18 protein-coding genes and 5 pseudogenes are annotated in these 20,786 nt (G+C 56.9%); 14 read left to right on the top strand and 9 right to left on the bottom strand.

The window, feature by feature from the left end:
* The 4 genes and pseudogenes from NKJ35_RS27670 to NKJ35_RS27655 all read right to left on the bottom strand — a co-directional run.
* A pseudogene (locus NKJ35_RS27670) lies at positions 1-202 on the bottom strand (ABC transporter permease); the annotation flags it as partial.
* A 1-nt stretch (position 203) separates the two neighbouring features.
* On the bottom strand, positions 204-1,145 hold the full coding sequence (locus NKJ35_RS27665; protein ID WP_352650661.1) for an ABC transporter permease: 942 nt from the start codon (positions 1,143-1,145) through the stop codon (positions 204-206).
* Positions 1,145-2,755, bottom strand: a complete 1,611-nt coding sequence (locus NKJ35_RS27660) for an ABC transporter substrate-binding protein (RefSeq protein WP_352650659.1) — start codon at positions 2,753-2,755, stop codon at positions 1,145-1,147. The genes NKJ35_RS27665 and NKJ35_RS27660 overlap by 1 nt, the downstream gene beginning before the upstream one ends.
* Before the next feature lie 326 nt (positions 2,756-3,081).
* Positions 3,082-3,415 (bottom strand): annotated as a pseudogene (locus NKJ35_RS27655) (transposase); the annotation flags it as partial.
* A gap of 302 nt (positions 3,416-3,717) precedes the next feature.
* Between NKJ35_RS27655 and NKJ35_RS27650 the strand changes: the two are divergent.
* The 12 genes and pseudogenes from NKJ35_RS27650 to NKJ35_RS27595 all read left to right on the top strand — a co-directional run.
* Positions 3,718-4,944: an ATP-grasp domain-containing protein gene (locus NKJ35_RS27650; protein ID WP_352650657.1), complete on the top strand. Its 1,227-nt coding sequence runs from the start codon at positions 3,718-3,720 to the stop codon at positions 4,942-4,944.
* A 449-nt stretch (positions 4,945-5,393) separates the two neighbouring features.
* Entirely contained in the window at positions 5,394-6,008 is a 615-nt protein-coding gene (locus NKJ35_RS27645; protein WP_502904679.1) for a hypothetical protein, read from the top strand.
* 614 nt (positions 6,009-6,622) lie between these two features.
* Positions 6,623-7,609 carry a D-alanine--D-alanine ligase family protein gene (locus NKJ35_RS27640; RefSeq protein ID WP_352650655.1) on the top strand — a complete coding sequence of 329 codons (987 nt, stop codon included), beginning with the start codon at positions 6,623-6,625 and terminating at the stop codon, positions 7,607-7,609.
* A 408-nt stretch (positions 7,610-8,017) separates the two neighbouring features.
* A complete protein-coding gene (gene sbnA, locus NKJ35_RS27635; RefSeq protein ID WP_352650653.1) occupies positions 8,018-9,079 on the top strand; it encodes a 2,3-diaminopropionate biosynthesis protein SbnA in 1,062 nt (353 codons plus the stop codon).
* A 2-nt stretch (positions 9,080-9,081) separates the two neighbouring features.
* Entirely contained in the window at positions 9,082-10,116 is a 1,035-nt protein-coding gene (gene sbnB, locus NKJ35_RS27630; protein ID WP_352650651.1) for a 2,3-diaminopropionate biosynthesis protein SbnB, read from the top strand.
* Positions 10,040-11,428: a threonine synthase gene (gene thrC / locus NKJ35_RS27625; RefSeq protein ID WP_352650668.1), complete on the top strand. Its 1,389-nt coding sequence runs from the start codon at positions 10,040-10,042 to the stop codon at positions 11,426-11,428. The genes sbnB and thrC overlap by 77 nt, the downstream gene beginning before the upstream one ends.
* Before the next feature lie 471 nt (positions 11,429-11,899).
* On the top strand, positions 11,900-12,322 hold the full coding sequence (locus NKJ35_RS27620) for a GNAT family N-acetyltransferase (protein ID WP_352650649.1): 423 nt from the start codon (positions 11,900-11,902) through the stop codon (positions 12,320-12,322).
* 142 nt (positions 12,323-12,464) lie between these two features.
* Positions 12,465-12,670, top strand: a pseudogene (locus NKJ35_RS27615) (ISNCY family transposase); the annotation flags it as partial.
* Positions 12,671-12,749: 79 nt separating this feature from the next.
* Positions 12,750-13,121 (top strand): transposase, encoded by a 372-nt coding sequence (locus NKJ35_RS27610; RefSeq protein ID WP_352650648.1) that lies wholly within the window; start codon positions 12,750-12,752, stop codon positions 13,119-13,121.
* A complete protein-coding gene (gene tnpB, locus NKJ35_RS27605; RefSeq protein WP_352650646.1) occupies positions 13,118-13,453 on the top strand; it encodes an IS66 family insertion sequence element accessory protein TnpB in 336 nt (111 codons plus the stop codon). The genes NKJ35_RS27610 and tnpB overlap by 4 nt, the downstream gene beginning before the upstream one ends.
* Positions 13,454-13,497: 44 nt before the next feature.
* Positions 13,498-13,782, top strand: a pseudogene (locus NKJ35_RS27600) (transposase domain-containing protein); the annotation flags it as partial.
* A gap of 26 nt (positions 13,783-13,808) precedes the next feature.
* Positions 13,809-14,012 (top strand): annotated as a pseudogene (locus tag NKJ35_RS27595) (transposase); the annotation flags it as partial.
* Positions 14,013-14,446: 434 nt separating this feature from the next.
* On the opposite strand, the gene NKJ35_RS27590 reads toward NKJ35_RS27595, so the two are convergent.
* Positions 14,447-15,193: an IS110 family RNA-guided transposase gene (locus NKJ35_RS27590; RefSeq protein WP_502904678.1), complete on the bottom strand. Its 747-nt coding sequence runs from the start codon at positions 15,191-15,193 to the stop codon at positions 14,447-14,449.
* A 793-nt stretch (positions 15,194-15,986) separates the two neighbouring features.
* Here NKJ35_RS27590 and NKJ35_RS27585 point away from each other — a divergent pair.
* Together NKJ35_RS27585 and NKJ35_RS27580 are read left to right on the top strand one after the other, a co-directional pair.
* Positions 15,987-17,261 carry a diaminopropionate ammonia-lyase gene (locus NKJ35_RS27585; RefSeq protein WP_352650644.1) on the top strand — a complete coding sequence of 425 codons (1,275 nt, stop codon included), beginning with the start codon at positions 15,987-15,989 and terminating at the stop codon, positions 17,259-17,261.
* Between the two features lie 206 nt (positions 17,262-17,467).
* Positions 17,468-18,613 carry a YgeY family selenium metabolism-linked hydrolase gene (locus NKJ35_RS27580; protein WP_352650643.1) on the top strand — a complete coding sequence of 382 codons (1,146 nt, stop codon included), beginning with the start codon at positions 17,468-17,470 and terminating at the stop codon, positions 18,611-18,613.
* Here the strand turns inward: NKJ35_RS27580 and NKJ35_RS27575 are convergent.
* From NKJ35_RS27575 to NKJ35_RS30980, 4 genes are all read right to left on the bottom strand, one after another.
* Complete coding sequence (locus NKJ35_RS27575) at positions 18,591-18,779, bottom strand: hypothetical protein (RefSeq protein ID WP_352650641.1); 189 nt, start codon at positions 18,777-18,779, stop codon at positions 18,591-18,593. The genes NKJ35_RS27580 and NKJ35_RS27575 overlap by 23 nt on opposite strands.
* A 122-nt stretch (positions 18,780-18,901) precedes the next feature.
* Positions 18,902-19,666 carry an SDR family NAD(P)-dependent oxidoreductase gene (locus NKJ35_RS27570; RefSeq protein WP_352650639.1) on the bottom strand — a complete coding sequence of 255 codons (765 nt, stop codon included), beginning with the start codon at positions 19,664-19,666 and terminating at the stop codon, positions 18,902-18,904.
* A gap of 8 nt (positions 19,667-19,674) precedes the next feature.
* Positions 19,675-19,821: an SDR family oxidoreductase gene (locus NKJ35_RS27565; protein WP_352650666.1), complete on the bottom strand. Its 147-nt coding sequence runs from the start codon at positions 19,819-19,821 to the stop codon at positions 19,675-19,677.
* Between the two features lie 96 nt (positions 19,822-19,917).
* Entirely contained in the window at positions 19,918-20,442 is a 525-nt protein-coding gene (locus tag NKJ35_RS30980; protein ID WP_502904677.1) for an SDR family NAD(P)-dependent oxidoreductase, read from the bottom strand.
* Positions 20,443-20,786: the final 344 nt, after the last annotated feature.

The following is a 20,786-nucleotide window of genomic DNA, read 5'->3' as shown; positions in this document are numbered from 1 at the left end:
AAGGTGGCTGGAGGCGTTTGAATGGATCCATGTTCACCGGATCGCCCGCGTAAAACGGGGCGGCGAGTGCCAGAACGATCAACAGTGTCAGCAGGCCACCGCCGAAGAGGACCAGTGGGTGCCGTTTAACGAACCGGGGAAAACCGTGAAGTCCCAGAGGGGCTGATGGCGCGGATTTGAGTGCTGCGGAGGGGAGCGTCATTTCAGTACCGGATGCGGGGATCGATCAGCGAATAGGCAAGATCGACCGTGAGGTTGATCAAGACGTACAGACCCGAAGTCAGGATGAGAACGCTCTGGATTATGGGATAGTCGCGGGTGTTGATTGCATCGACGACCAGACGACCAGTACCGGGGATGTTGAACACCGTTTCCGTGAGGACAACCCCGCCGATCAGATAGGCAAAGCTTATGCCTATCACGGTCAGGATCGGGACGCCGGCATTCTTCAAGGCATGGTGGAAGAGCATTGCATAGGACGAAGCGCCTTTGGCAGCGGCTGTTCGCATATAGTCTTCCGACAAAACCTCAAGCATGCTCGCCCGCGTAACCCGCGCGATGAACGCGATATAACCGAGACTTAACGCCACGGTGGGCAGGATCAGGTGCTCAAACCAGCGTCCCAGGTCATTGTCGATCGCTACATATCCCTGGACTGGCAACCAGTGTGCCCTGATAGCAAAGAAGTAGATCAGGAAATAGCCGATGACAAATACGGGAACGGAATAACCAACAGCCGAAAAAGCCGCCAGGAGCCGGTCGATGAGGCCGCCGGTGCGCCACCCCGCGAAGATACCGAAAGAGATGCCGACCGTCACTGAAAGGATCATTGTCAGGATCGATAGAGAGAGGGTCGGCTCAAGCCGCTGCAAAATCAGTTCCAGAACTGGGCGACCGGAAAAGATCGAGGTGCCGAAATCGCTCCCGAGCATGTCGCGCATCCAGTGTAAAAATTGAACTGCAAGGGGATGGTTCAAGCCCATGCTTTCTCGAATGCCGGCGACGACCTCCTCCGTGGCCGAATTGCCGGCGATCATCGCCGCCGGGTCGCCGGGCGCCAGCCTCAACAACAGGAAGACGAATATCCCGACCTTCGCCATGACGGCGATGGTCGAAATAGACCTCCGCAAAAGGTAAGCCGCCATTAGGCCGACGTTTTCTGCATATTCCACATGGGAATAAGCTGGGGCATGCCGATAATTCCCGTAAGGGTCTTGCGGCGCGCGATCGGGGTGACATAATTTCCCAATTTCACATCGCCGACGAAGTCCCACCAGATTGCTTGCATCTTAAGCGCCAGTGCCTTGCGCTCTTCGAGCGTTTCGACATCCGCCCATTTGGCCCGCAGCGCCTCATATTCGTCGTTTTTCGGCCAGCCGTACCAAGCCTTGTCGCCGCTCGCGAGCATTCCAGGACTTGTGAGCGGATTGCCAAAGGAATAAGCAAATTGGGTCGAGATAAACATGCTCCAGCCGCCGTTCTCGACGGAGTCCTTTTTCGCCCGGCGCGTGCTAACGCCGCCCCAGTCACTCGGCGCAAGCTCGGCATTGATGCCGATTTTGCGTAATTCCGCCGCTAGAAACTGCGAGGCATTGTCACCCTCGTGCCAATCAGTCGGATCGAGAATGACGACCTTCTCGCCGGCATAACCTGCCTCCTTGAACAGCTGCCTAGCCTTTTCGGGATCGCCGCCTTTCTTGTACCACCCAGTATTTTCGTTGTTAGATACAAGGTTATCATTGCTAAATATCGAAGTAACCGGACGGCCATAGTTCGGCGCCATGATCTTCATGAACGCCTCCTGATCGATCAGGTGAAGGATCGCCTGACGGGCCTTCACGTTGTTGAATGGCGGTTGCAAGCAATTCAAACGGACGTACGCGTCTGATCCCGCCTTGTCCAGGACTTGCAAGTCAAGATTGGAATCGCCCTCGATTAGCGGGTAAAGGTCCACCGCAGGCACCTCCCAGTAGTCAATCTCGGCCGCCTGCAGAGCAGCGAACGCAGTCTGCACATCAGCGATATTATCCCAGACGACGCGATCGACCTTTACAATCTTACCGCCGGCCAGTCCGTCGGACGGTTCACTGCGTGGTACGTACTGTTCATTGCGGTCGTAAGTGTAACTTGAGCCCGGCCTGACAAGAGCTTCATTGAACCTGAACGGACCAGATCCGACATTCGTGGTGACCTGATCAGTCGCGGGGCGACTGGCGTCCTTCTCGCGCATGACAAACAGGCACGGCGGCGTCACATCCGCCAAGAGATCTATCAAAAGCCCCAGCGGCTCTTTGAGCGCGATCGTGAAAGTCTTGTCGTCCTTCTTGGAGATGTCGCTGGCGCGTCCCATTATCAATTGCCCACCAGGTGCGACTTGGCCCCAGCGACGGATGGAGGCGACACAGTCCGCCGCGGTGACAGGGGTGCCATCGTGCCAACCGAGACCATCCCGCAGTTCGAATGTATACGTCTTCTTGTCGTCGGAAACGCCCCACCGGCCGACCATTTGCGGCTGAGACATAAACTTGGAGTCGAGCGTGAACAGCGTGTCGTAAATTGCCAAGCCGTGATCGGCGGTGATGTTCGTCGTCGTCCAGATCGGATCGAAGACGCGTAGGTCGATTCCTTTTACCATCCGCATAGTTCGCGCAGCTGCAGCCGCTGCCTCTGTCTGCGCCCGCAGGACAGAGGGGACTGACATCGCCGCTCCAGCGGCCAGGCCCACCTTCAATAGGTTCCTTCGAGAGATTGTCATGCTTCAGTTCCCCTTTTTTATTTGTGGCGCAAACGATCCGCGCCTTTGTGAAGCAGTTTTCTGCAATTTGATGTTGTCGGTGGGATCCTCGTCGAGCACTTGCCGTAACGTTGAACTCCGGCCCTGGGCGCGGGACGGCGTCACATTAGCTTCAACGATGGAACGTTTAGGCAGCAGGCGGCGGGCATGCAATTGAAATAAAGTAAAGCCTCAGGCGACTTTTTTGCGCAGTCCCAGATACGATGGTTGATGAGGGCCCCTAACATAAAAAGGACTCAGATATACGGTAGGATAAGCAAAATGGTGAACAGGATAGGCCGGAAGCCGCGGTTTTTTGAGAACCCCGAATGGTTCCAGGCCGCGTCATCGACGCCGATACCGACAAACCAGCGGAACAAAAGGTCGTAATCCAGCCGGTCCATCAAAAGCCGCTCCGATCGGATAGAGTAGAACGCCTGCAGCAGCACCGCTCGCAGCAGCTTTTCCGGCGGGATCGAAGGCCGCCCCATCGGCGAATACAGCGGGGCAAGTCCCGCTCCAATGCCGCCAGCGTCTCGATCACAATCGCCCGAATACGCCGCAACGGATGATCGCGCGCACCCGAGCCTCGAGATCAACATAACTGAACAGTTCGCCAGACCGTTCTTCTCCACCGCGCATGCCTCGTTCTCCGAATCTCTACGGAGAGACTGAATCACGCTCACAGCTCCGCTGTGAGCCACTTTTTCAACAGCCTGCTAGCCTATGTCGCCGTCTGTCAGGTCCAGTTTGAACTCTTACAGGTCAGACTAGCGTCCCTTGAACATCGCAACAGATCCTTCAAATAACTTTACAGAATCTTTGCGAGCGCAGATCGCTGACAATGATACGTTCACCGCAAGGTCTAAGGTGAGGCACGGCCGAAAAAGCCGGCCAATCTACGCACAGGCCGCCACACTGCACGCAACGTTGAGATAACAGCAATGGCAACGAGAGCGCTCATCCTGCTTGAAGGCACTACGCAAAAGGCTTGTCTGCCGTACGTCCTCGCGGCCCAGAGTCTTGGTCTGCACCCAATAACCCTGTCGGCCGACCCAGTTGAGTACGACAATCTTGCGGCGGCAGGGGTTGAGGCAATCCGTGTCGATACAAACAATCTCGATGCGCTGATCCGCGAATGTTCCCGGCTAGGTGCGATTTATGACATTGCTGGCATTACGAGCGCCAGGGAGGCGGTTTATGCGACAGCTGGCAAGCTCTGCCGGCATTTCGATCTGCCGGGACCGAATCCCGCATCCATTGAACGATGCTGCGAAAAATTCACTCAACGTCAGCTCCTCGCCGAGGCCGGCGTTCCAGTACCAGCCTATCGCGTGGCAGCAAATGCGAGCGAGGTAGCAACCTCTGCCGCGGAGATCGGCCTACCGGTAATTCTGAAGCCAGCCGTCGGCAACGGCAGCTACGGCGTCAGATTGTGCCGCGACGTCGACGAGTTAGCCGAACACACGACCTATCTGTTGGGCGGCAAGCATATATGGCGGTCTTCACCTAGGATACTGGTCGAAGAATTCGCACAAGGCCCACACTTCTGTGCAAACATAATGGGAAATGAGGTCATTGCGATTGCCGCCGCTGAGTTTGGCCCCCCACCGCATTTCGTCTTTCATGAATACACCTTTCCCGCCCCGCTGATTGATGACGAGTATAAACATATCGCCGATGTTTCGCTGAGCTGCTTGCGAGCTCTCGATCTTGGCTGGGGGCCAACGAACATTGAATTCCGGTGGACAAAGCGTGGCCCAGTCGTCATTGAAGTCAATCCGCGTATGGCGAGCGGGGATCCTAAACTGATTCAGCTGGCTTACGGTGTCGATCTCATCACCGAGCACCTCAAGCTTGTCATCGGAGAGAAATGGGATTTGCGCAAAAAGCATTCGCAGACTGTGGCCTCGCGGTCCCTACTTCCTGATCGCGATGGCATCCTGGACTGGATCGACGGCAGTACCCGGGCGGCTGCCGTACCAGGTGTCGTCGAGGCCAAATTTATTGTCCAACCCAAGACCCCGATCCTCAGGAAAGGCGATTACCGAGACAGGATCGGCTATGTTATCGCCACCTCATCCGACCTCGCTCAGACGAAGGCCATACTTCAGCGTGCCGTCGACTCAATCGATTGGTCGATCACGCCATTTCCGACCGCTGCCGAATAATCTGCAGGCCGCACCAGCAAAGATGGTAAGAGGTGATCGTCGACGGACATAGAAGACGTAAGCATGCGGTAAAGCTTTCGCCGCGACGGTGACGGTCAAGGGTGGCTGCAGCCAACGCCATGCGACTTTGTCATTGACGCTCACGAACACTGGCGGCAGGGCTTTGCCGGGTCAGCCGTGTCCGGCGGGGCCAAACGCTGACGGCAGATACCCTATAGATGAGCTCGCCGGAGCCAGGCGCGGAGGTCGCGCGGCAGACTTGTATCCGGCAGACCGCGAGCGGACCTGAACCTGATGCAGCATGCGCATCCGTGGCGGAGCTCGCCGGCCCCATTTGTCCGGCGGTGCGACGGCCATGTGCTAGCTTCGGGTTGCCGCCACCTCCGGAATAAGAGAACGGCGCCCTTTTGAGTGCTTTGATACCTCGGTCAGCTTGATCGCATATGAAAATGCCTGGGCTCACGGTCCCTTATTTCACCCAATGGGAAACGCCGGCAATGACATTGCCAGTGCTGGTGGACGGACCACCGGCACTGCAGCATGACCCTCTGTGGCGCAATTCCGGTGCGAAGACGATTGAGGAATATGTGCGCGGGGCTGGCAACCTTTGCGGCATGGCCTGCCTGAAGATGATCCTTGCGGCGCGCGGCGAGCTACACCCAACACTCAGCCTCGCGCGCGCCTGCACGACCTATGGCAGCTACGTCGTCAACGAGCTTGATGCCTCGATCAAGGGGCTTATCTATGCACCCTTCGTCACGTTCATCACCGAGCGTTTCGGGTTGGAAGCAGAAGTGATGACGAATGTCGAAACTGTCGCCATTCCCGAGTTTCTCTCAAGGCGGCAGTTTTTCATGGCCTCTGTGCATCACTCTATTCGCTGGCCAGAGCAAGAGCCGGCATCCAAAGGTGGGCATCTGGTGCTGGTGACGGCCGCCTCTTCCGAGGCCATCCGCTTCCACAACCCATCTGGTCATGACGAGGCGAGTCAGGCCAGCGTGACGCTGTCGCTCGTCAGCTTCGAGCGCTTTTTTGCAAACCGCGGCGTTGCCATCGGCTTCTGATCTTCAACGCAAAGCCCTTCGCAAGGCGCGACCTGCTTTCGCAATATTCAGACTAACTGTGGCAAATTTCTCCATGGATGGCTCTCCCTCATTTGACTTGTGACAGCCACACTATGGCACCTCGATGCTGGGAGCCGAGGCCGCCACTCCATCAGGTCAGGTCGCCGCTTACCCACGGAGGATCCTGTCAGCTATTCCTGGGAAGATGCTCGACAACCGACAACGGTCGGGTGTGTTGAGTCAGCGACACGATGGTGTTGGGCCGGTTTCCTACTGCACTCTTATTAATGCATTGAATAACACTCAAAAAATTCTCTCTGAGCTCTTCTGCGCAGTTGGCACGACTTTTGCGACTTTTGTTGTGAGGCGGCGGGGGCTGCCGACCGACACTCATATCGCAGGTAACCGCGATTGATGGAACGAAGGAAGGAAGCAACATGTCAGGGCAGCACCGCCATCTCTTAAGCTGAGAAGCGCTCTTTCAGGCCGTCCTGGCCAGCCCTAATCCATTGAAGGACGGCGCCCGGCTCCGGGCCGAGATGTTCAACAAGGCACTTGGACATGTCGCGCAGACGAGTACTCAGTACGAGCTCGCATTCAAGGAGGATGACAATATGGATGACAATAAGCATGACGCCGCACTGCTTTCTGACGCACGAGAAGTTCTGTCCAATACGCGTCTCATTCTTCTTGCAGGAGGCTCATCAACCGAGCGCGGAAGTTCACTTACAACTAGAGATGCACTATTGCCCTATCTTCAAAAACTTTGCCGTTCGATTGAAGTTGTGGACTCGAACGATGTAGACCATCTGCTCCGCGCCGTTCGCCAATGCGACTTCGTACTAAATGTTGTCTATGGCGCAGGAGGCGAAGACGGTACGATGCAGGGGTTCCTTGACATCCTACGCGTTCCTTACTCCGGGCCATCAACACTGCCCTCCGCAATCGGAATGAACAAAGAGATCTTTGTCTCGTTGCTTCGTGATTCGGGGTATCCAGTCCCACACGGCTGCTTAGTTACAACCCTGGGAGATCCTCGGTCCTGGCCGCGCGAACTCCAGCAATCGCGGATACTGGTCCTCAAACCGATTGACGAGGGGGACAGTCTTGGAATCAAGATGCTGGATGGCCAGGCTGCAGCCGCGGAGGCAATTGCCAGAATCGAACCTACTGACCGCTCCAGATGGCGCCTTGAAGAATTCATAGAAGGGCCATTCGGTACCGTCGGCATCTTTCAAGGTGGCCCAGAGCTTATCATTGGCGATGCTGTACTATTCGACCTTCCAGACGGCTGGCGCTTCTACGATGACCGGCTGAAGCTGAAATTGGTCGATGAGCATGCCACACCGAGGATACTCCGTAGACCGGCGGCAGAACGTATCCGCAATGATGCCCTCAGGCTTTATAGGCAATTGAACTGCAAAGGGCTTGTGCGCTTCGACTTTATTTATAACGACGGCGCCCCCGTCTATCTCGAGGCTAACACCATCCCAGGACTGTACCCTGGCAGCAATGCGGCACTCTCCTTCCAATCGCGGTTCTCGTTCGAAGATCTCCTCACACTGAGCACTGCTTCGCAAATTCCTGGGCAGCTAAAATGAGACCAATGTTCAAGGGATATCCAGCACACTGCAGCAGCGCACGCCAGCTAATAGCCGAAAAAGGCCGACAAGGGGGTCCACTTCAGTCTCATCGCGGAAAACGCAGGTTTCATCGTTCTTTGACTTTGGCGCGGACGATCACATTCGTCCGTCCACGCTCAAAGATGCTTATTCATGCAGGGTTGTCGACAACTAACCCGGGTAGCAATCATCGGCAGCATATTTGCCGCTTCGATCTCCCCCGGTTTTACAATGCCACTTCTGGCGCTATCGCTCGATGCACTGGGACGGACATCCTCTTGATTGAGCTCGACGTGATGGCGCCGGCGTTCGGAATCGTCCTGCTGACCTGTTTTGAAATCACTATGTTCATTTATCGATAATCATCGATAAACGTTCCTGAAAATCGTGATCTTTAAGGAGGATATTGTTGTGACAACTTCTAATTATGTCCACAACTCCTTGGACATTCCTCTGTCGAACTCACCTTTCTTCTCCCGAGTTTCCAGATCTCTCCTTGACTTAATCCCCTCAAACCTGTTCTTCACTGTCGAGAACATTGTCCGAGCACCCGTGTTTGTAAAATGCGAAGGTCTAAATGCAGCGGGTTCCGTCAAAGCGAAGGCCGCCACACGAATCATCGATGACCTTGAGCGCGCAGGAACTCTCACTTCGGGAGGCACACTCGTAGAGTCATCCTCCGGAAATCTTGGAATTGCACTTAGCATGATCGCCGCAGCACGCGGATATCGCTTTATCTGTGTCACTGACGCAAATGCGGCTTCTAGTAGTATTAAGATCATGCGTGCTCTGGGAGCCGAGGTGATAGTTGTCACAACTAAGGATGCGAACGGGGGATATCTCGGCGCTCGTATCGAACTGATCAAGACCATATGTGCCGGAGATCCGTCAAAAGTCTGGGTTAACCAGTATGCGAACGACAGCAACTGGAAGGCGCATTATGACACAACCGGCCCAGAAATCTTGAGCCGTTTCCCAAAAGTCGATTGGCTGGTGATTGGTGCCGGGACAACCGGAACGCTGATGGGATGTGCTCGGTACTTCCATCGTAACTCGCCCCTTACCAGGATCGTTGCCGTCGATGCGAAAGGCTCCGTAACCTTCGGAACACTCCCGGCTCGCCGGCTTATACCAGGGCTTGGTACTAGCCGCTGTCCGGAGATCACTGACCCTACCCTTCTCAACGAAGTCATCCACGTAGATGAAACCGAGACAATATCCATGTGCCGTGCGCTTGCGCGGCAAGGAGTCCTTGTCGGCGGCTCCACTGGCACGGTCCTCGCAGGAATTGCTCAGATCGGAGACCGAATAGCTAAGACCAACACGGTCGTTACGATCTCACCGGATCTCGGATCAAAGTATCTCGATACGATCTTTGACGACCAATGGGTTGAGCAAAACTTCCCCGGGCTCAAGCCCTCTAAACACCTTGCAGGCCTAAGGAAATGATCATGAGCTATTATCAAGCAGGATCGGTGCCATGCTTTCGCGTCGTCTCCGGGCGAAGCGCATACGAGACAATCCACGAATCTATAGACACTGTTATAGAGACGGTCAAAGCTGCCTACCGGGCACACGAACAGAAGAATACAGTCAATCCAGACAGTTTCTTCTTATGCTTCCCGAACAGAGAACAGGACCGCATTATAGCCCTTCCTGCACACATCGAAGAGCCCGGACGATCCATAACCGGTATCAAGTGGATTGCGAGCTTCCCCGATAACCTGTCGCGGGGCATACCACGTGCATCGGCTACGCTAATTCTCAACGACCCAGCCACGGGCTATCCGCTGGCGTGCCTTGAGGCGAGTGTGATCAGCGCAGCGCGTACTGCGGCGTCAGCGGTGCTCGGAGCTCTTTGGCTAAACGGTCACAGCCGTTTTGCTCCCCGCCTCGGTATAGTCGGTACAGGCTTCATCGCCCGCTATATTGTGGAATTCTTCTTGCGCACCGGGTGGCACTTCGAAGAATTGCACTTGCACGACATGGATGCGGATTCGGCAGAGGCGTTTGCCCTCCGGTTCGGACAAACAGTCGGATGCGTAAAAAAACACGATTCGGCAACAGAGTTAGCTCGAACCGCCAATCTTATTGTTTTTACGACTACTGCGTCGAGCCCGTACATAACAGATCCAGCCTCGCTCTCTCATAACCCACTTGTGCTTCATGTGTCGCTTCGCGACCTCTCTCCCGAAGTTGTTCTTTCGGCGCACAATGTGGTCGACGATGTTGATCATTGCCTCAAGGCGAACACGTCGCTCCACTTGGCCCATCAACAGACCGGGCGCCGAGACTTCGTGGGATGGACACTGCCCGCAATTCTTTGTGGCGCTCCCATTCCCGATAGATCGCGGCCGGTAATCTTTTCCCCCTTTGGAATGGGAATTCTCGACCTCGCTGTTGGATTGCATGTGCTCGACGCGACAGTGCGCAATGGAGCGGCTACTGAACTCCCTGATTTCTTCTATGATCTTACCCGAGTATGAGGCGACGGCCATGGGTATGAAGCCTAAGGTTGACTCCATGATCCAGACCTCTGAGCATCCAAAGCCGATCCTCAATGCGAATTTAACGCGGGCTTTGCCCCTGGCCGCTAGCACGCAGCTCTTAGCCGTATGTTCAACGTGTGGTGCCTCGTATCCAGCAGAGCCCGATACGTCCGTCTGCTCCTGCACAAGACAATCAAATCTCCTGATCCGGTACAGTACTGGCGCGGCAACCAAGGCGGCTCTACTTGCTTCAACGGGCTCGACTGGCAAACCGTCCCTTTGGAGATATTCGCCATTGCTGCCGGCGCATCCTCGCTATGCAAGCCGCCTTGATGTCGGATGGACTCCATTAATCGAGGCCGGGAGTATTGGCCGCGTCCGCCTTCTGCTTAAGGATGAGACTCGCAATCCAAGTGGATCGCTCAAGGATCGGGCCAGCGAGGTTGTACTTGCTCTAGCCGCACAAAACAACATCAGGAATGTGATTGTGGCATCTACGGGCAATGCTGGGGCATCCCTGGCCTGTCTCGGCGCAGCTATGGGAATTTCTGTAACAATCATTGTGCCTGAGAACGTCCCAGGCGCTAAACTCGCCCAAAGCGTAGCTTATGGTGCGCGAGTTTACAGGGTCGAAGGCACCTACGACGACGCCTTCAACCTAGCAAACGAGGTCAGCCGACATCGGGACGTGCTCAATCGTAACACGGGACGGAACCCTTACACTCGCGAAGGCAAAAAGACGTGTGCGTTCGAGATCACTGAGCAACTCGGATGGCAAGCTCCGGACTGGGTTGTCGTTCCTACCGGGGACGGCAACATTCTGTCTGGAATGGCGAAAGGGTTCGAGGAGCTATTCAAAATCGGAATGATCACTTCCCTGCCCCGGCTCATTGCGGCGCAAGCGAAGAGTTCTAACGCGATTGCTCGCCGCTACAGGGGAGATCACTTTGCTGTCGCACAACCCCGGAGTCTGGCCGATAGTATCAGCGTGGGCGAGCCGAGAGACGCAGACCTCGCAGTTCGGGCTTTATACACCTCTCGCGGATCCGCCATCGAGCTGACTGACACTGAGATCATCGACGCCGTCCACAGTCTCGCCCGCCAGCACGGCTGTTTTGTCGAGCCCTCGGCAGCGGCAGCGTATGCGGCTACTGAGCGTCTGGTAAGCTTCGGCATGACGCAACCTGGTCAAACCGTAGTCACTATTTTAACAGGCACCGGTCTGAAGGACCTCCGGCCAGTGCTTCAATCTCAGAAGTATGCTGACGCGCCACGGGTGAAGCCTGGCGCATGGCAGAAAATCGAGTAGGCGGGGAAAGACTGACGACATCCCACGACTCGACCGATGTAGAAATGATGATCCCGAAGGACGGCCGCTTGACAGTACCTATTTCCATCGAGAAGAATCGTCTGACAGTTACGGGCGGGGTACCACAAAGTAGCGTTCGCGCGCGACAGGAGCAACTTATCCTACCACCATGCCTATATTGCAGATACTGTCTGATCAAGGTGGCATCACCCGTCCGGCGGAAATAATAGTGACACCGGAAGATCTATTAGTTGTGGATTGGCGGGCCTGCCCTTTCCCCAATGACGACAATCCATCACACACCCTCATGACTAATGCCTGCGTGTTCTTTTGATCTCGCCGATCTCAGGGATGCTAGATACCAAGCTGACAAGTTCCCCCAACCGCAGGCAGATAGGACAACCCCGTCAGGAACACCAACAACCACAGTGAGACTATCCACAATCTTCCTCATCAAACGGCATATGTAACATGCAGGTGTTTATCGATACAACGACCTCGCCAACTGCTAGCGATCACCAAGTAGTCCTAGACGGCCTCAGATCCTTCAATAAGACACGCGGAGTAGGCACTTCGGAGCCTATTAGCGTACTCGCCAGAAATCGGTCCGGCGACGTTGTCGGAGGTCTTATCGGTCGCATTTTTGCGTCTTGGCTTCACATTGAGCTTTTATGGCTGCCGGAGCATCTTCGGGGCGCTGGCATTGGTGTACTGATCCTCTCTCGCGCTGAACATGAAGCCCAGCAGCGTGGATGCATTGGTGCTTATCTCGACACCTTCAGCTTTCAAGCTCCGGCATTCTATGAGCGCTCGGGGTACACGATCTTTGGCACCATCGGGGACCAGCCCCCAAGCTTCGAACACTACTTTTTGCTGAAGAGGTTTAATCATTAGACTAGTGCTCGCCCATAAACGGTAAGCTGCTGAAATTACTGGAGGGATCGCCAAATTTCCGCAGGAAAGGCCCGACGGTTTCAGGTACACTTTAGATCATTCCACTGATTCTAAGGGAAATCCGCAACCGCCGGAGCCGACAATGCGCCAAGAACGCACCGTCCAATCTAGTGTATTCGAGCTTTTCGCCGAACACGAGATCGGCCGTGAGCTGAAAGCCATATCGCAGTGGCTGGACGAACATCGCGAGCTGCTCGGGCTGGTGACGCGGGAGCTGCGCCGGCATGGGGTCAGGGAACCGGTCGCGCCGGCCTGCCGACGGAGGCAGTGCTTCGCTGCGCGCTACTCAGTATCCCCACGGTGACGGCCGCCTTGCCGAGGTAGGCTGAAGGCTGCAAGTCCTAGTGCAAGCACTAGGAGTAGCCCTGTGACGAAGCATCAGATTGAAGTGATCACGTCGGTCGAGCGGCGCCGGCGCTGGTCTCGGGAGGAGGAGGAGCGGCTGGTCGCGGCGACGTTCGAGCCTGGGGCCAGTGTTTCGGAGATCGCGCGATCGGCGAGCCTTCATGTGAGCCAGCTTTCCGGTGGCGCAAGGAGCTCTGACAGATCTCCGCGCCGTCCGTGCCGCAGCTTGTTCCCGTGGAGGTCGTCGAGGCGCAGCCACCGCCAAATCTCCCGACCGCGCAAGAAGAGCAGCACGGTGACAATCGAGCTTGGCGGCGCCCGTCGGCCGCGGATTGAGAGTGACATCGATAGCGAGGCGCTCGGCCGGATCCTGGATGTGCTGGAGCGGCGATGATATCGATCCCGATCGGCGTGAAGGTGTGGCTCGCCACTGGCTATACCGATATGCGCAAGGGCTTCCCCGGCCTCGCATTGATGGTGCAGGAGACCTTGAAGCGCGATCCGCACAGCGGTCACTTGTTTTGCTTCCGCGGGCGTCAGGGATGGCTAATCAAGGTGATCTGGCATGACGGTCAGGGTGCGAAGAAGCTGGAGCCCGGGCGTTTTATTTGGCCCTCTGCGGCTGACGGCACGGTGGTGATCACGCCCGCTCAGCTCGGCTATCTGCTCGAAGGCATCGACTGGCGGATGCCGCAAAAGACCTGGCGTCCGAGCTCGGCGGGATGATCAAAATCGTTGGCATGGAGGAGCGAATATGATTCCATCGCGCCATGACCGATGCGGCCGATCAGCTTCCTGATGATCTTGCCAGTGCGCACGCGATGATCCTCGCGGAGCATGCCGCCCGCCGCGAGGCGCAAGCTCTCGCTGCCCGCGCGCAAGCCGTGAACTCGCACTCGGATGCGCTGATCGCGCGACTGCGACTGGAGATCGAGAAGCTGAAGCGCGACATCCATGGCAGTCGCTCGGAACGCAAAGCCAGGCTTCTTAACCAGATGGAGTTGCAGCTTGAGGAGCTGGAGGCCGACGCCAGCGAAGACGAACTGGCGGCAGAGAGGCGCGGTCTTCGACCGTCAAAGCCATCTCTGCCTTCATCGCAACCGCTTTCGCTCAGGAGACCGCCGACGCGGCGAGCATGCAATGGCGAGCAGTCGCCGATCAGATCCGGCCAAAGATGCCGCAGTTGGCGACAATCATGAACGCAGGCGAGCCCGACGTTCCTGCCTACATGACCCTCCCCAAAGAGCATCGCGCCACGCTCCACTCGACGGATGACATCGACAAGCCTGATTTCGGCTTTTTCGATTCCTGTTACGTCTCTTTGTTCGACTCAGGTGAGCGTGTTTCTTCGTCCCGGCCCCCACAGGATTTCCCGTGCGAGCGTGTGGAGACGCAGTCAAGGTTGGCCGGTGCGATGGCGGCACGGCCGGCTTGAGGTTTCCAGGCCACGCCTTGACTGCGTCGAGCGCGGCGCCAGTCTGGAGCGGGACCGAGGCGGCGGTCGTGCCGGCACATTCCTTATGCTATATTTGTCCGGCACGGACGACCACGTGGCAAAGAGTGGTGCTAGAGGATGAGAGTGACGCCACGCAGCCGTTATAGTCGTTCCTCCTTTGTGGCGTCCGTGCGCCGCTTCGGCCCGGGTGGCCGCCAATGCCGACCATCAACTCGTAGGCACGCTCGGCATTCTCGGCCGCGGCTTTCTCGCTGTTTCGCGACTCATTCACGTTGTAGGCGTAAGCCGAACCGCGGCGACCTCTGGTTTGCCGCTACCAGCGCAGGGCGAGCCCAGAAGTAGTCCTGCTCCTTTGTCAGCAGATGCCAGATCAACACCGCGAGCTTGCGGGCGACCGCCGCGGCTGCGACCTGATGGCCACGCTTGTTGCGGATGCGTAGGAAGAAGGCCCTGAGCGGTCCGGGCCCCTTCGCCGCCGCCCAGGCGGCCTCGACCGGCATGGCGCGGGCATGGGAACGCCCATGTTTGCTGATCCGGCCATATTGCGCCAAGCCAAGACAGGATTGGCGCACACGCGGATTGAGGCCGAAATAGCTCACTAGCCTCTGCGGCTCGCGGAACCGCCGGATGTCGCCGACGGCGGCGATGATACCACTCGCGACGATGGCATTGACGCCGGTGATCGTCTGAAGCCGCCGGACTTGCACATCATCAACCGCTTCCCGGGCAATGTCGCGATCGAGGTCAGCCAGATCCTCGGCCAGGCGATCGATCTCCCGGATGTGGCGGGCGATAGCGGCCCGCTCGTCGTCGGGAAGCACCTGCCGCTCGAGCCAGGTGCGACCCCGACGGTTGAACAGATCGGCATGCGGGCACTTCGGCACGAGGTGCGCCTGCAGGATGCCATGCACCTCGTTCTTCACTCGCGTGCGATGCCGAACGACCTGGTTGCGCCGCGCGACGAGGCGGCGAAGCCGCTCCGTCCGCTCATCGGGAACCCAGATCTCCATCGAATACATCGGGCTGCCCGCACTTGGCGTGCTCCCGGTGCCCTGTCCCGGATGGTCGCACCATCGCCGAAAATCGCTCATCTCCAGCGGGGTTCGGATGGCACCGTCATGATCATACCGGTTACAAATCCCATCGAGCGTCTAAACGGTGAGATCAAGGCGCACGGACGTCGCCGAATCTTCCCGATGACGACGCCATCAGCCGACTTGTCGAAGCTCTGCTGCTGGGGCAAAAGACGAGTGGCAGCCCAGCGAGCACGCTACATAATCTACATAATACTGTGTGTGTGCCAGCCGTTTTGCAAGGAAGACTTTGAACTTTGAACGCGTGATCAAGAGCGGTCTTGTGTCAGGCCTTGAGTTGCAGCCGTGGAGTGCCGCTGGCCGCTAAGGTGATGCGCGGATCAGGTCCAAATTTAGAAAGCGAGCGTGAGGGTCGGTGCGTCATTCTGGTTTTCCCGACTCCAATCTGATCGATCATTTGCCCATGTGGTTCAGGCTTCCTCACATCCACGGCGGGCCGGCTTCAGGTGTGCTGCTGAATGCTCATGGAGGTACTGTTGCCGGATTCCGCTAGTTCTCTTCTTTTGTCAGCATGGCCCAGATGCCACGCGTCATCTTGTTGGCGAGCGCAATGGCCAGGAGCTGGCACCGCTTCGTCTCCCCGAGGGCGGAAAAGGCAGTCCGAACTCGTCCATCGACTCACGTGTGAGGTGATCTTTTTGCAGCTTCGTGGCGCTGGTCTTTTGCGCTGCCGGTGCTATGGCGCTCCCTGCAGGTAACCGGGACGGAGGTGACAGATATCATGGCATGCGTGGATACCGTCTGCTGCGGCTTTGGTACCTTGATTCCGAAGGTGGATCTGAAGAGCACATTAAATGCGGCCGCCGATCCGAGCGCTGAGTATGGAGCTACCCAGCGCGAAATTCTTAGCCTGGCTGCTTCTGCTAACGCCGCCAGCGAGATCGAACGTTGGCCCGGATATCAGTCCACGCCGCTCGTGCCTTTGCGCGGACTGGCGCGTGCTACGCAAGTCGAAGCGATTCACTACAAAGATGAGGCGAGTCGGTTCGGTCTTGGTAGCTTCAAGGCACTGGGTGGGGCGTATGCAGTCAGCCGGCTACTTTCTCGTGAGATTTGCGCATACACAGGACGAGAAAAAGTCGACATTGATGATCTTCTGTCAGGCAAGTACACCGAAATTACGCATAAAATTACGGTGACTTGCGCGACCGACGGAAATCATGGTCGTTCGGTTGCCTGGGGCGCGCAACGCTTCGGCTGTCAGTGCGTCATTTATGTTCATGCGACCGTCAGTCAAGGCAGGGTAGATGCGATTGCAAAATATGGATCACAGATCGTACGCTCAGCGGGCAATTACGATGATGCTGTGCGGCAGGCCGCAGTTGATGCGGCAAGGTATGGCAGGTTTGTGGTTTCCGATACCTCGTATGAAGGCTATCTCGATGTGCCACGGGACGTGATGCAGGGCTACTCGGTTATGGCGGAAGAAGTCCTTCGCCAATTGCCGTCGGATCAATTGCCCACTCACATCTTCTTGCAAGGAGGTGTTGGAGGATTGGCTGCGGCGGTCTGTGCCCATTTCTGGGAGACCCTTGGTCCAAAGCGACCGCGCGTTATTATTGTGGAGCCTGCGAAGGCGGCTTGTCTCTTCGAAAGCGCCAAAGCGGGCCATCCAGTGGCTGTACATGGGGAGCTAGATACCGTCATGGCCGGTCTAGCTTGCGGCGAAGTATCGCTGTTGGCTTGGGAAATCCTTCGCATCGGTGCACATGCTTTCCTGACTATCGACGATCAGTCTGCGCTCGAGCTTATGACGTTTTTGGCGGAGGGGCGCTCTGGAGACGATCCTCTTGTCGCGGGTGAATCGGCAGTGGGGGGGCTGGCGGGTTTTTTAGGATCCGCGCAAGATTTGGCTCAACGCGCTGCTATGGGTCTTAGCTCGACCAGCCGGATTCTGGTGTTTGGCAGCGAAGGTGCTACGGATCCCGCACTTTATCTACAGATCGTGGGCCAGCCCGCGGAAGCCATAAGGAAGACTGCATAAGCGACTGCGGTCCACCTTGCGTGCCTCTGAATGGATCAGGCACGCCTTTCACGTTGGCTGGGGATGACTCGAGGGATGGCCCTAAATGCCTTGTTATTGACGCATTTCGTCTGCCGTTGGGTCTGCTCCTTCCCCACTGGTTTTCAAAATGGCGAAATATTTTGTTAGTCGCTGCGATTGTCAAATAGTAAATATTGGAGACGGCAATGGAAAATAGCGACGTTGTGTCCCTTGCCCGAGCGCTTGTGCAAACACCCAGTCTGTCCGGCGAAGAGGGCTGCGTAGCATCGCTTGTTGCACAGCGGATGCGAGAATTTGGTTTTGAGGTAAGCATCGACCACAACGGATCGGTTCTCGGCACGGTGGGCCCTGAGAAAAGCGACCTCGCGATACTGTTCGATGGACATTTGGACGTCGTTCCGGTTACGGGGAAATGGACCGTCGACCCGTTTGGAGGCGAAATTCGCGAAGGACGGCTTTATGGGAGAGGGAGCACGGACATGAAGGGCGGCATTGCTGCCGCAATATGTGGTGTTGCCGCCGCGGCCCGGGAAGGCAAGCTGAAGCGTCGTGTCGCAGTGTCCGCGAGCGTGCTGGAGGAGGTTATTGAAGGTCATGCACTTTCTGCAGTACTGGATTCCTGCCGTCCACAGGCCGTAGTTATTTGCGAGCCTTCGAAGCTGCAAATCAAGTCGGGACAAAAAGGCCGACTAGAGATTCTTCTTACCCTACATGGAAAGCCGGCGCACGCGGCGTCTCCCGAATGCGGAATCAACCCACTTTACGCTGCGGCAAAGGCACTTCAGGCGCTACAGGCTTTGCCGCTTCCCCAGGATCGTGATTTTGGCGAAGCGCTTCTGGTTCCTACCGACGTGATCTCCTCCCCTTACCCATCGATCTCCATGATTCCCAGCGCCGCAAAAATCCGCTTCGATCGACGGACGCTACCCGGAGAAAGGAAGGAAGATATCCTGAGCTCTATCGAGGATTGTCTTCACCAAGCTGAAATTCGCGGCTTCGACCTAGCCATAACCGAGGACCCCGTGATGACTTATACGGGTAGGACCGCTATGCCTCCTCGCTGGCTGCCGGCATGGCAGGCTGAAAGCGACAACATGCTTCTTAACAACGCCATCGCTGCAGTTGAGGCTTCAGGTGTTGAGCCGTCAGTGGGCACCTGGTGGTTCTGCACAAATGGGTCGGAGTCGGCGGGTAGACGCAACATCCCTACGATTGGGCTTGGTCCCGGGCGGGAGGAGGAGGCGCATACGATCGATGAATCAATCGAAATTGAGCAACTGACGTTGGCTCGAGATATCTATCGGCATCTCACATTGCTTGCCGCAACGTAACGTGACTGAAAGCGACAGCAATCTCTAGCAGTTCGGCGACAGAGATGGCCTGGGCGAGACCGAGACCGAGACCGGCGTTGTCGGCGGTGTGTAGCGATCCGATCGGCTTCTTGCCTTCGAGGACCGGCCTCAGGCCCCCGTCCTTGTTCGAGAAGTCACCAACCATGGCCTGTTCGTCCGTGTGGCCTCGCCGTCATGGTTCCGGCAATCCGTATCGATCGCATCACCAAGCAAACTTAGCGAGAAAGTTGATCCGACAGCCTGACAAAGGTCGGTGCTTCGCCTCCTTTATGAAATCGGTAGCGGCAGCTTTTTGGTACGGCCACCGTCGATGACGTAGACTTGACCGGTTACAAAGGCGCTCTCTGCCGAGGCAAGCCAGACCGCAAGATTTCCGACATCGGTCGGCTCGCCAAGACGCCCAACCGGATGCATGGCGAGCAGTTCTCTGCGGACGCGGGAACTCTCGGCCATGCCGTCGAGGTAGACCTCACTGAGATCAGAATTGATCCAACCCGGTGCAATAGCATTGCACCGGATTCCTTCGTGCCCATGATCGACCGCGACCGCTGCTGTGAAGCCATGAATGCCCGCTTTCGAGGCGGAGTATGCAGGATGCCCCGGATTGGACGCCAGGCCTTCGATTGAGCCGATGTTGATGATGCCGCCCCCACCCCGCGCCCGAAGGTGCGGCATTGCTGCTTTCGCCAGCAGAAACGGGGCTTTGAGGTTGATGTCCATCATGTGATCCCAGTCCGCCTCAGTCATTTCCTCGACGGTCTTCTCGAACATGATCCCGGCGTTGTTCACCAGGATGTCCAGGCCACCAAAGCCTTCGACAACAGTCTCGACGGCTGATCGAATGTCGACGGAATTCGCGAGATCCGCCTTCACATGGATGGTTCGACCGTCAAGCAACGCGTCAGGCGGCGAATTTCTCTGCACAATGGCAACCTTCGCCCCCTCCTCGACAAAGCGCCGTGTAATACCGGCGCCGATACCACGTCCGCCGCCGGTGATGATTGCAATCTTGCCTGCCAGTCTGTCAGCCATGGATGCCCTCAATAGACAGGTTTTGCGCCGTTCACTTCGACCGCCGTGCCGGCGATGTAGCGGGCGGCGTCGGAACATAGGAAGAATACCACGTCGGCTATGTCTTCCGGCTCAGCGATCCGAGCTAGCGGCACCGTGTTGTTGAGCTCCGCTATGGCTGTGTCCGGATTGAAGCCTACGCCGGGTAAAACCGGTACGCAGCATCGGGGTGTTGACTTCGTTGGGGCACACCGCGTTGACCCCCTATCCCATCACCTGCATGGTCGCGGCCAAGACATTTGGAAACGGCCGATACGGCTGCTTTGCTGGTTTAATACGCCGCGTGCTAGGGTCGGTGACAAACTCCCTAGCAGGATGCGTTCACAATCGCGCCGCCGCTGTGAGCCTTCATGTGTCCGATGGCTTTGCGGCAAGTGTAGAATATCGACGCGAGATTGATGTCGAACGTCCGCTCCCAATCGTCGTCGGTCGTCTCGAGAAATGTTTCCGCGCGTGATTATTCCGGCATTATTGACCAGCACGTCGAACCGACCTGCGGCCTGGACGGAGTACTCGATCAAATCCTCGCAATAGGCCTTGTTCCTGAGGTCGCCGGTCTTGCTCCAGACATTCTGTTCGGTTCGGTTGAGTTCGGCCTCGAGCTTGTCTAGACCAGCCTGATCGGCGTCGCCTGCAACCACACAAAAGCCGTTGGCAACGAACTGTCTGGAGATCGCATGTCCGATACCTCCGGCCGCGCCTGTTATCACCGCTGTCTTCTTCTCAATGTCAGCCATAGTTCAAGACGATCTTATGAGCGGAAAGTTCAGCTCATAATCTCTGAACGGCTGCCGAAGACCAGTGGGGCAGCCCTGCAAAAGTCTCACCCCCTTGTTGAGTTGCTAAGCACAGACATCGCCTTATACATGCTACGCTGCTGCGCGTCGGACATTGGTGGGACAGTGTCGCAGATCGCGAAGCATGGTTCGGACAGTTTTCCTATGTTCTTCGCAAATGGGTTGGGGATCGCAGCCATAGTCAGTCGAAACGTAGGCTATTGCGCCGCCTTGCAAATGGTTTTCCCGATATCTTGCGCATCGCTTGCTCTATTTGTCGCGCGGAGCAATTATCGAAGCGTGGA

The sequence above is a fragment of the Mesorhizobium sp. M0136 genome, from assembly GCF_040322515.1.
GTDB lineage: Bacteria > Pseudomonadota > Alphaproteobacteria > Rhizobiales > Rhizobiaceae > Mesorhizobium.
This window is presented reverse-complemented; position numbering and strand designations above follow the sequence as displayed.

Bases quoted from the DNA above. Each gene is read 5' to 3' on its own strand.
- NKJ35_RS30980 (WP_502904677.1), bottom strand. From the start codon at position 20,442: ATGGCTGACATTGAGAAGAAGACAGCGGTGATAACAGGCGCGGCCGGA.
- NKJ35_RS27575 (WP_352650641.1), bottom strand. From the start codon at position 18,779: ATGGTTGGTGACTTCTCGAACAAGGACGGGGGCCTGAGGCCGGTCCTC.
- NKJ35_RS27620 (WP_352650649.1), top strand. From the start codon at position 11,900: ATGCAGGTGTTTATCGATACAACGACCTCGCCAACTGCTAGCGATCAC.
- NKJ35_RS27570 (WP_352650639.1), bottom strand. From the start codon at position 19,666: ATGGCTGACAGACTGGCAGGCAAGATTGCAATCATCACCGGCGGCGGA.
- NKJ35_RS27665 (WP_352650661.1), bottom strand. From the start codon at position 1,145: ATGGCGGCTTACCTTTTGCGGAGGTCTATTTCGACCATCGCCGTCATG.
- NKJ35_RS27590 (WP_502904678.1), bottom strand. From the start codon at position 15,193: ATGGAGATCTGGGTTCCCGATGAGCGGACGGAGCGGCTTCGCCGCCTC.
- NKJ35_RS27650 (WP_352650657.1), top strand. From the start codon at position 3,718: ATGGCAACGAGAGCGCTCATCCTGCTTGAAGGCACTACGCAAAAGGCT.
- sbnB (WP_352650651.1), top strand. From the start codon at position 9,082: ATGAGCTATTATCAAGCAGGATCGGTGCCATGCTTTCGCGTCGTCTCC.
- NKJ35_RS27580 (WP_352650643.1), top strand. From the start codon at position 17,468: ATGGAAAATAGCGACGTTGTGTCCCTTGCCCGAGCGCTTGTGCAAACA.
- NKJ35_RS27660 (WP_352650659.1), bottom strand. From the start codon at position 2,755: ATGACAATCTCTCGAAGGAACCTATTGAAGGTGGGCCTGGCCGCTGGA.
- tnpB (WP_352650646.1), top strand. From the start codon at position 13,118: ATGATATCGATCCCGATCGGCGTGAAGGTGTGGCTCGCCACTGGCTAT.
- thrC (WP_352650668.1), top strand. From the start codon at position 10,040: ATGTGCTCGACGCGACAGTGCGCAATGGAGCGGCTACTGAACTCCCTG.
- NKJ35_RS27645 (WP_502904679.1), top strand. From the start codon at position 5,394: ATGCCTGGGCTCACGGTCCCTTATTTCACCCAATGGGAAACGCCGGCA.
- NKJ35_RS27640 (WP_352650655.1), top strand. From the start codon at position 6,623: ATGGATGACAATAAGCATGACGCCGCACTGCTTTCTGACGCACGAGAA.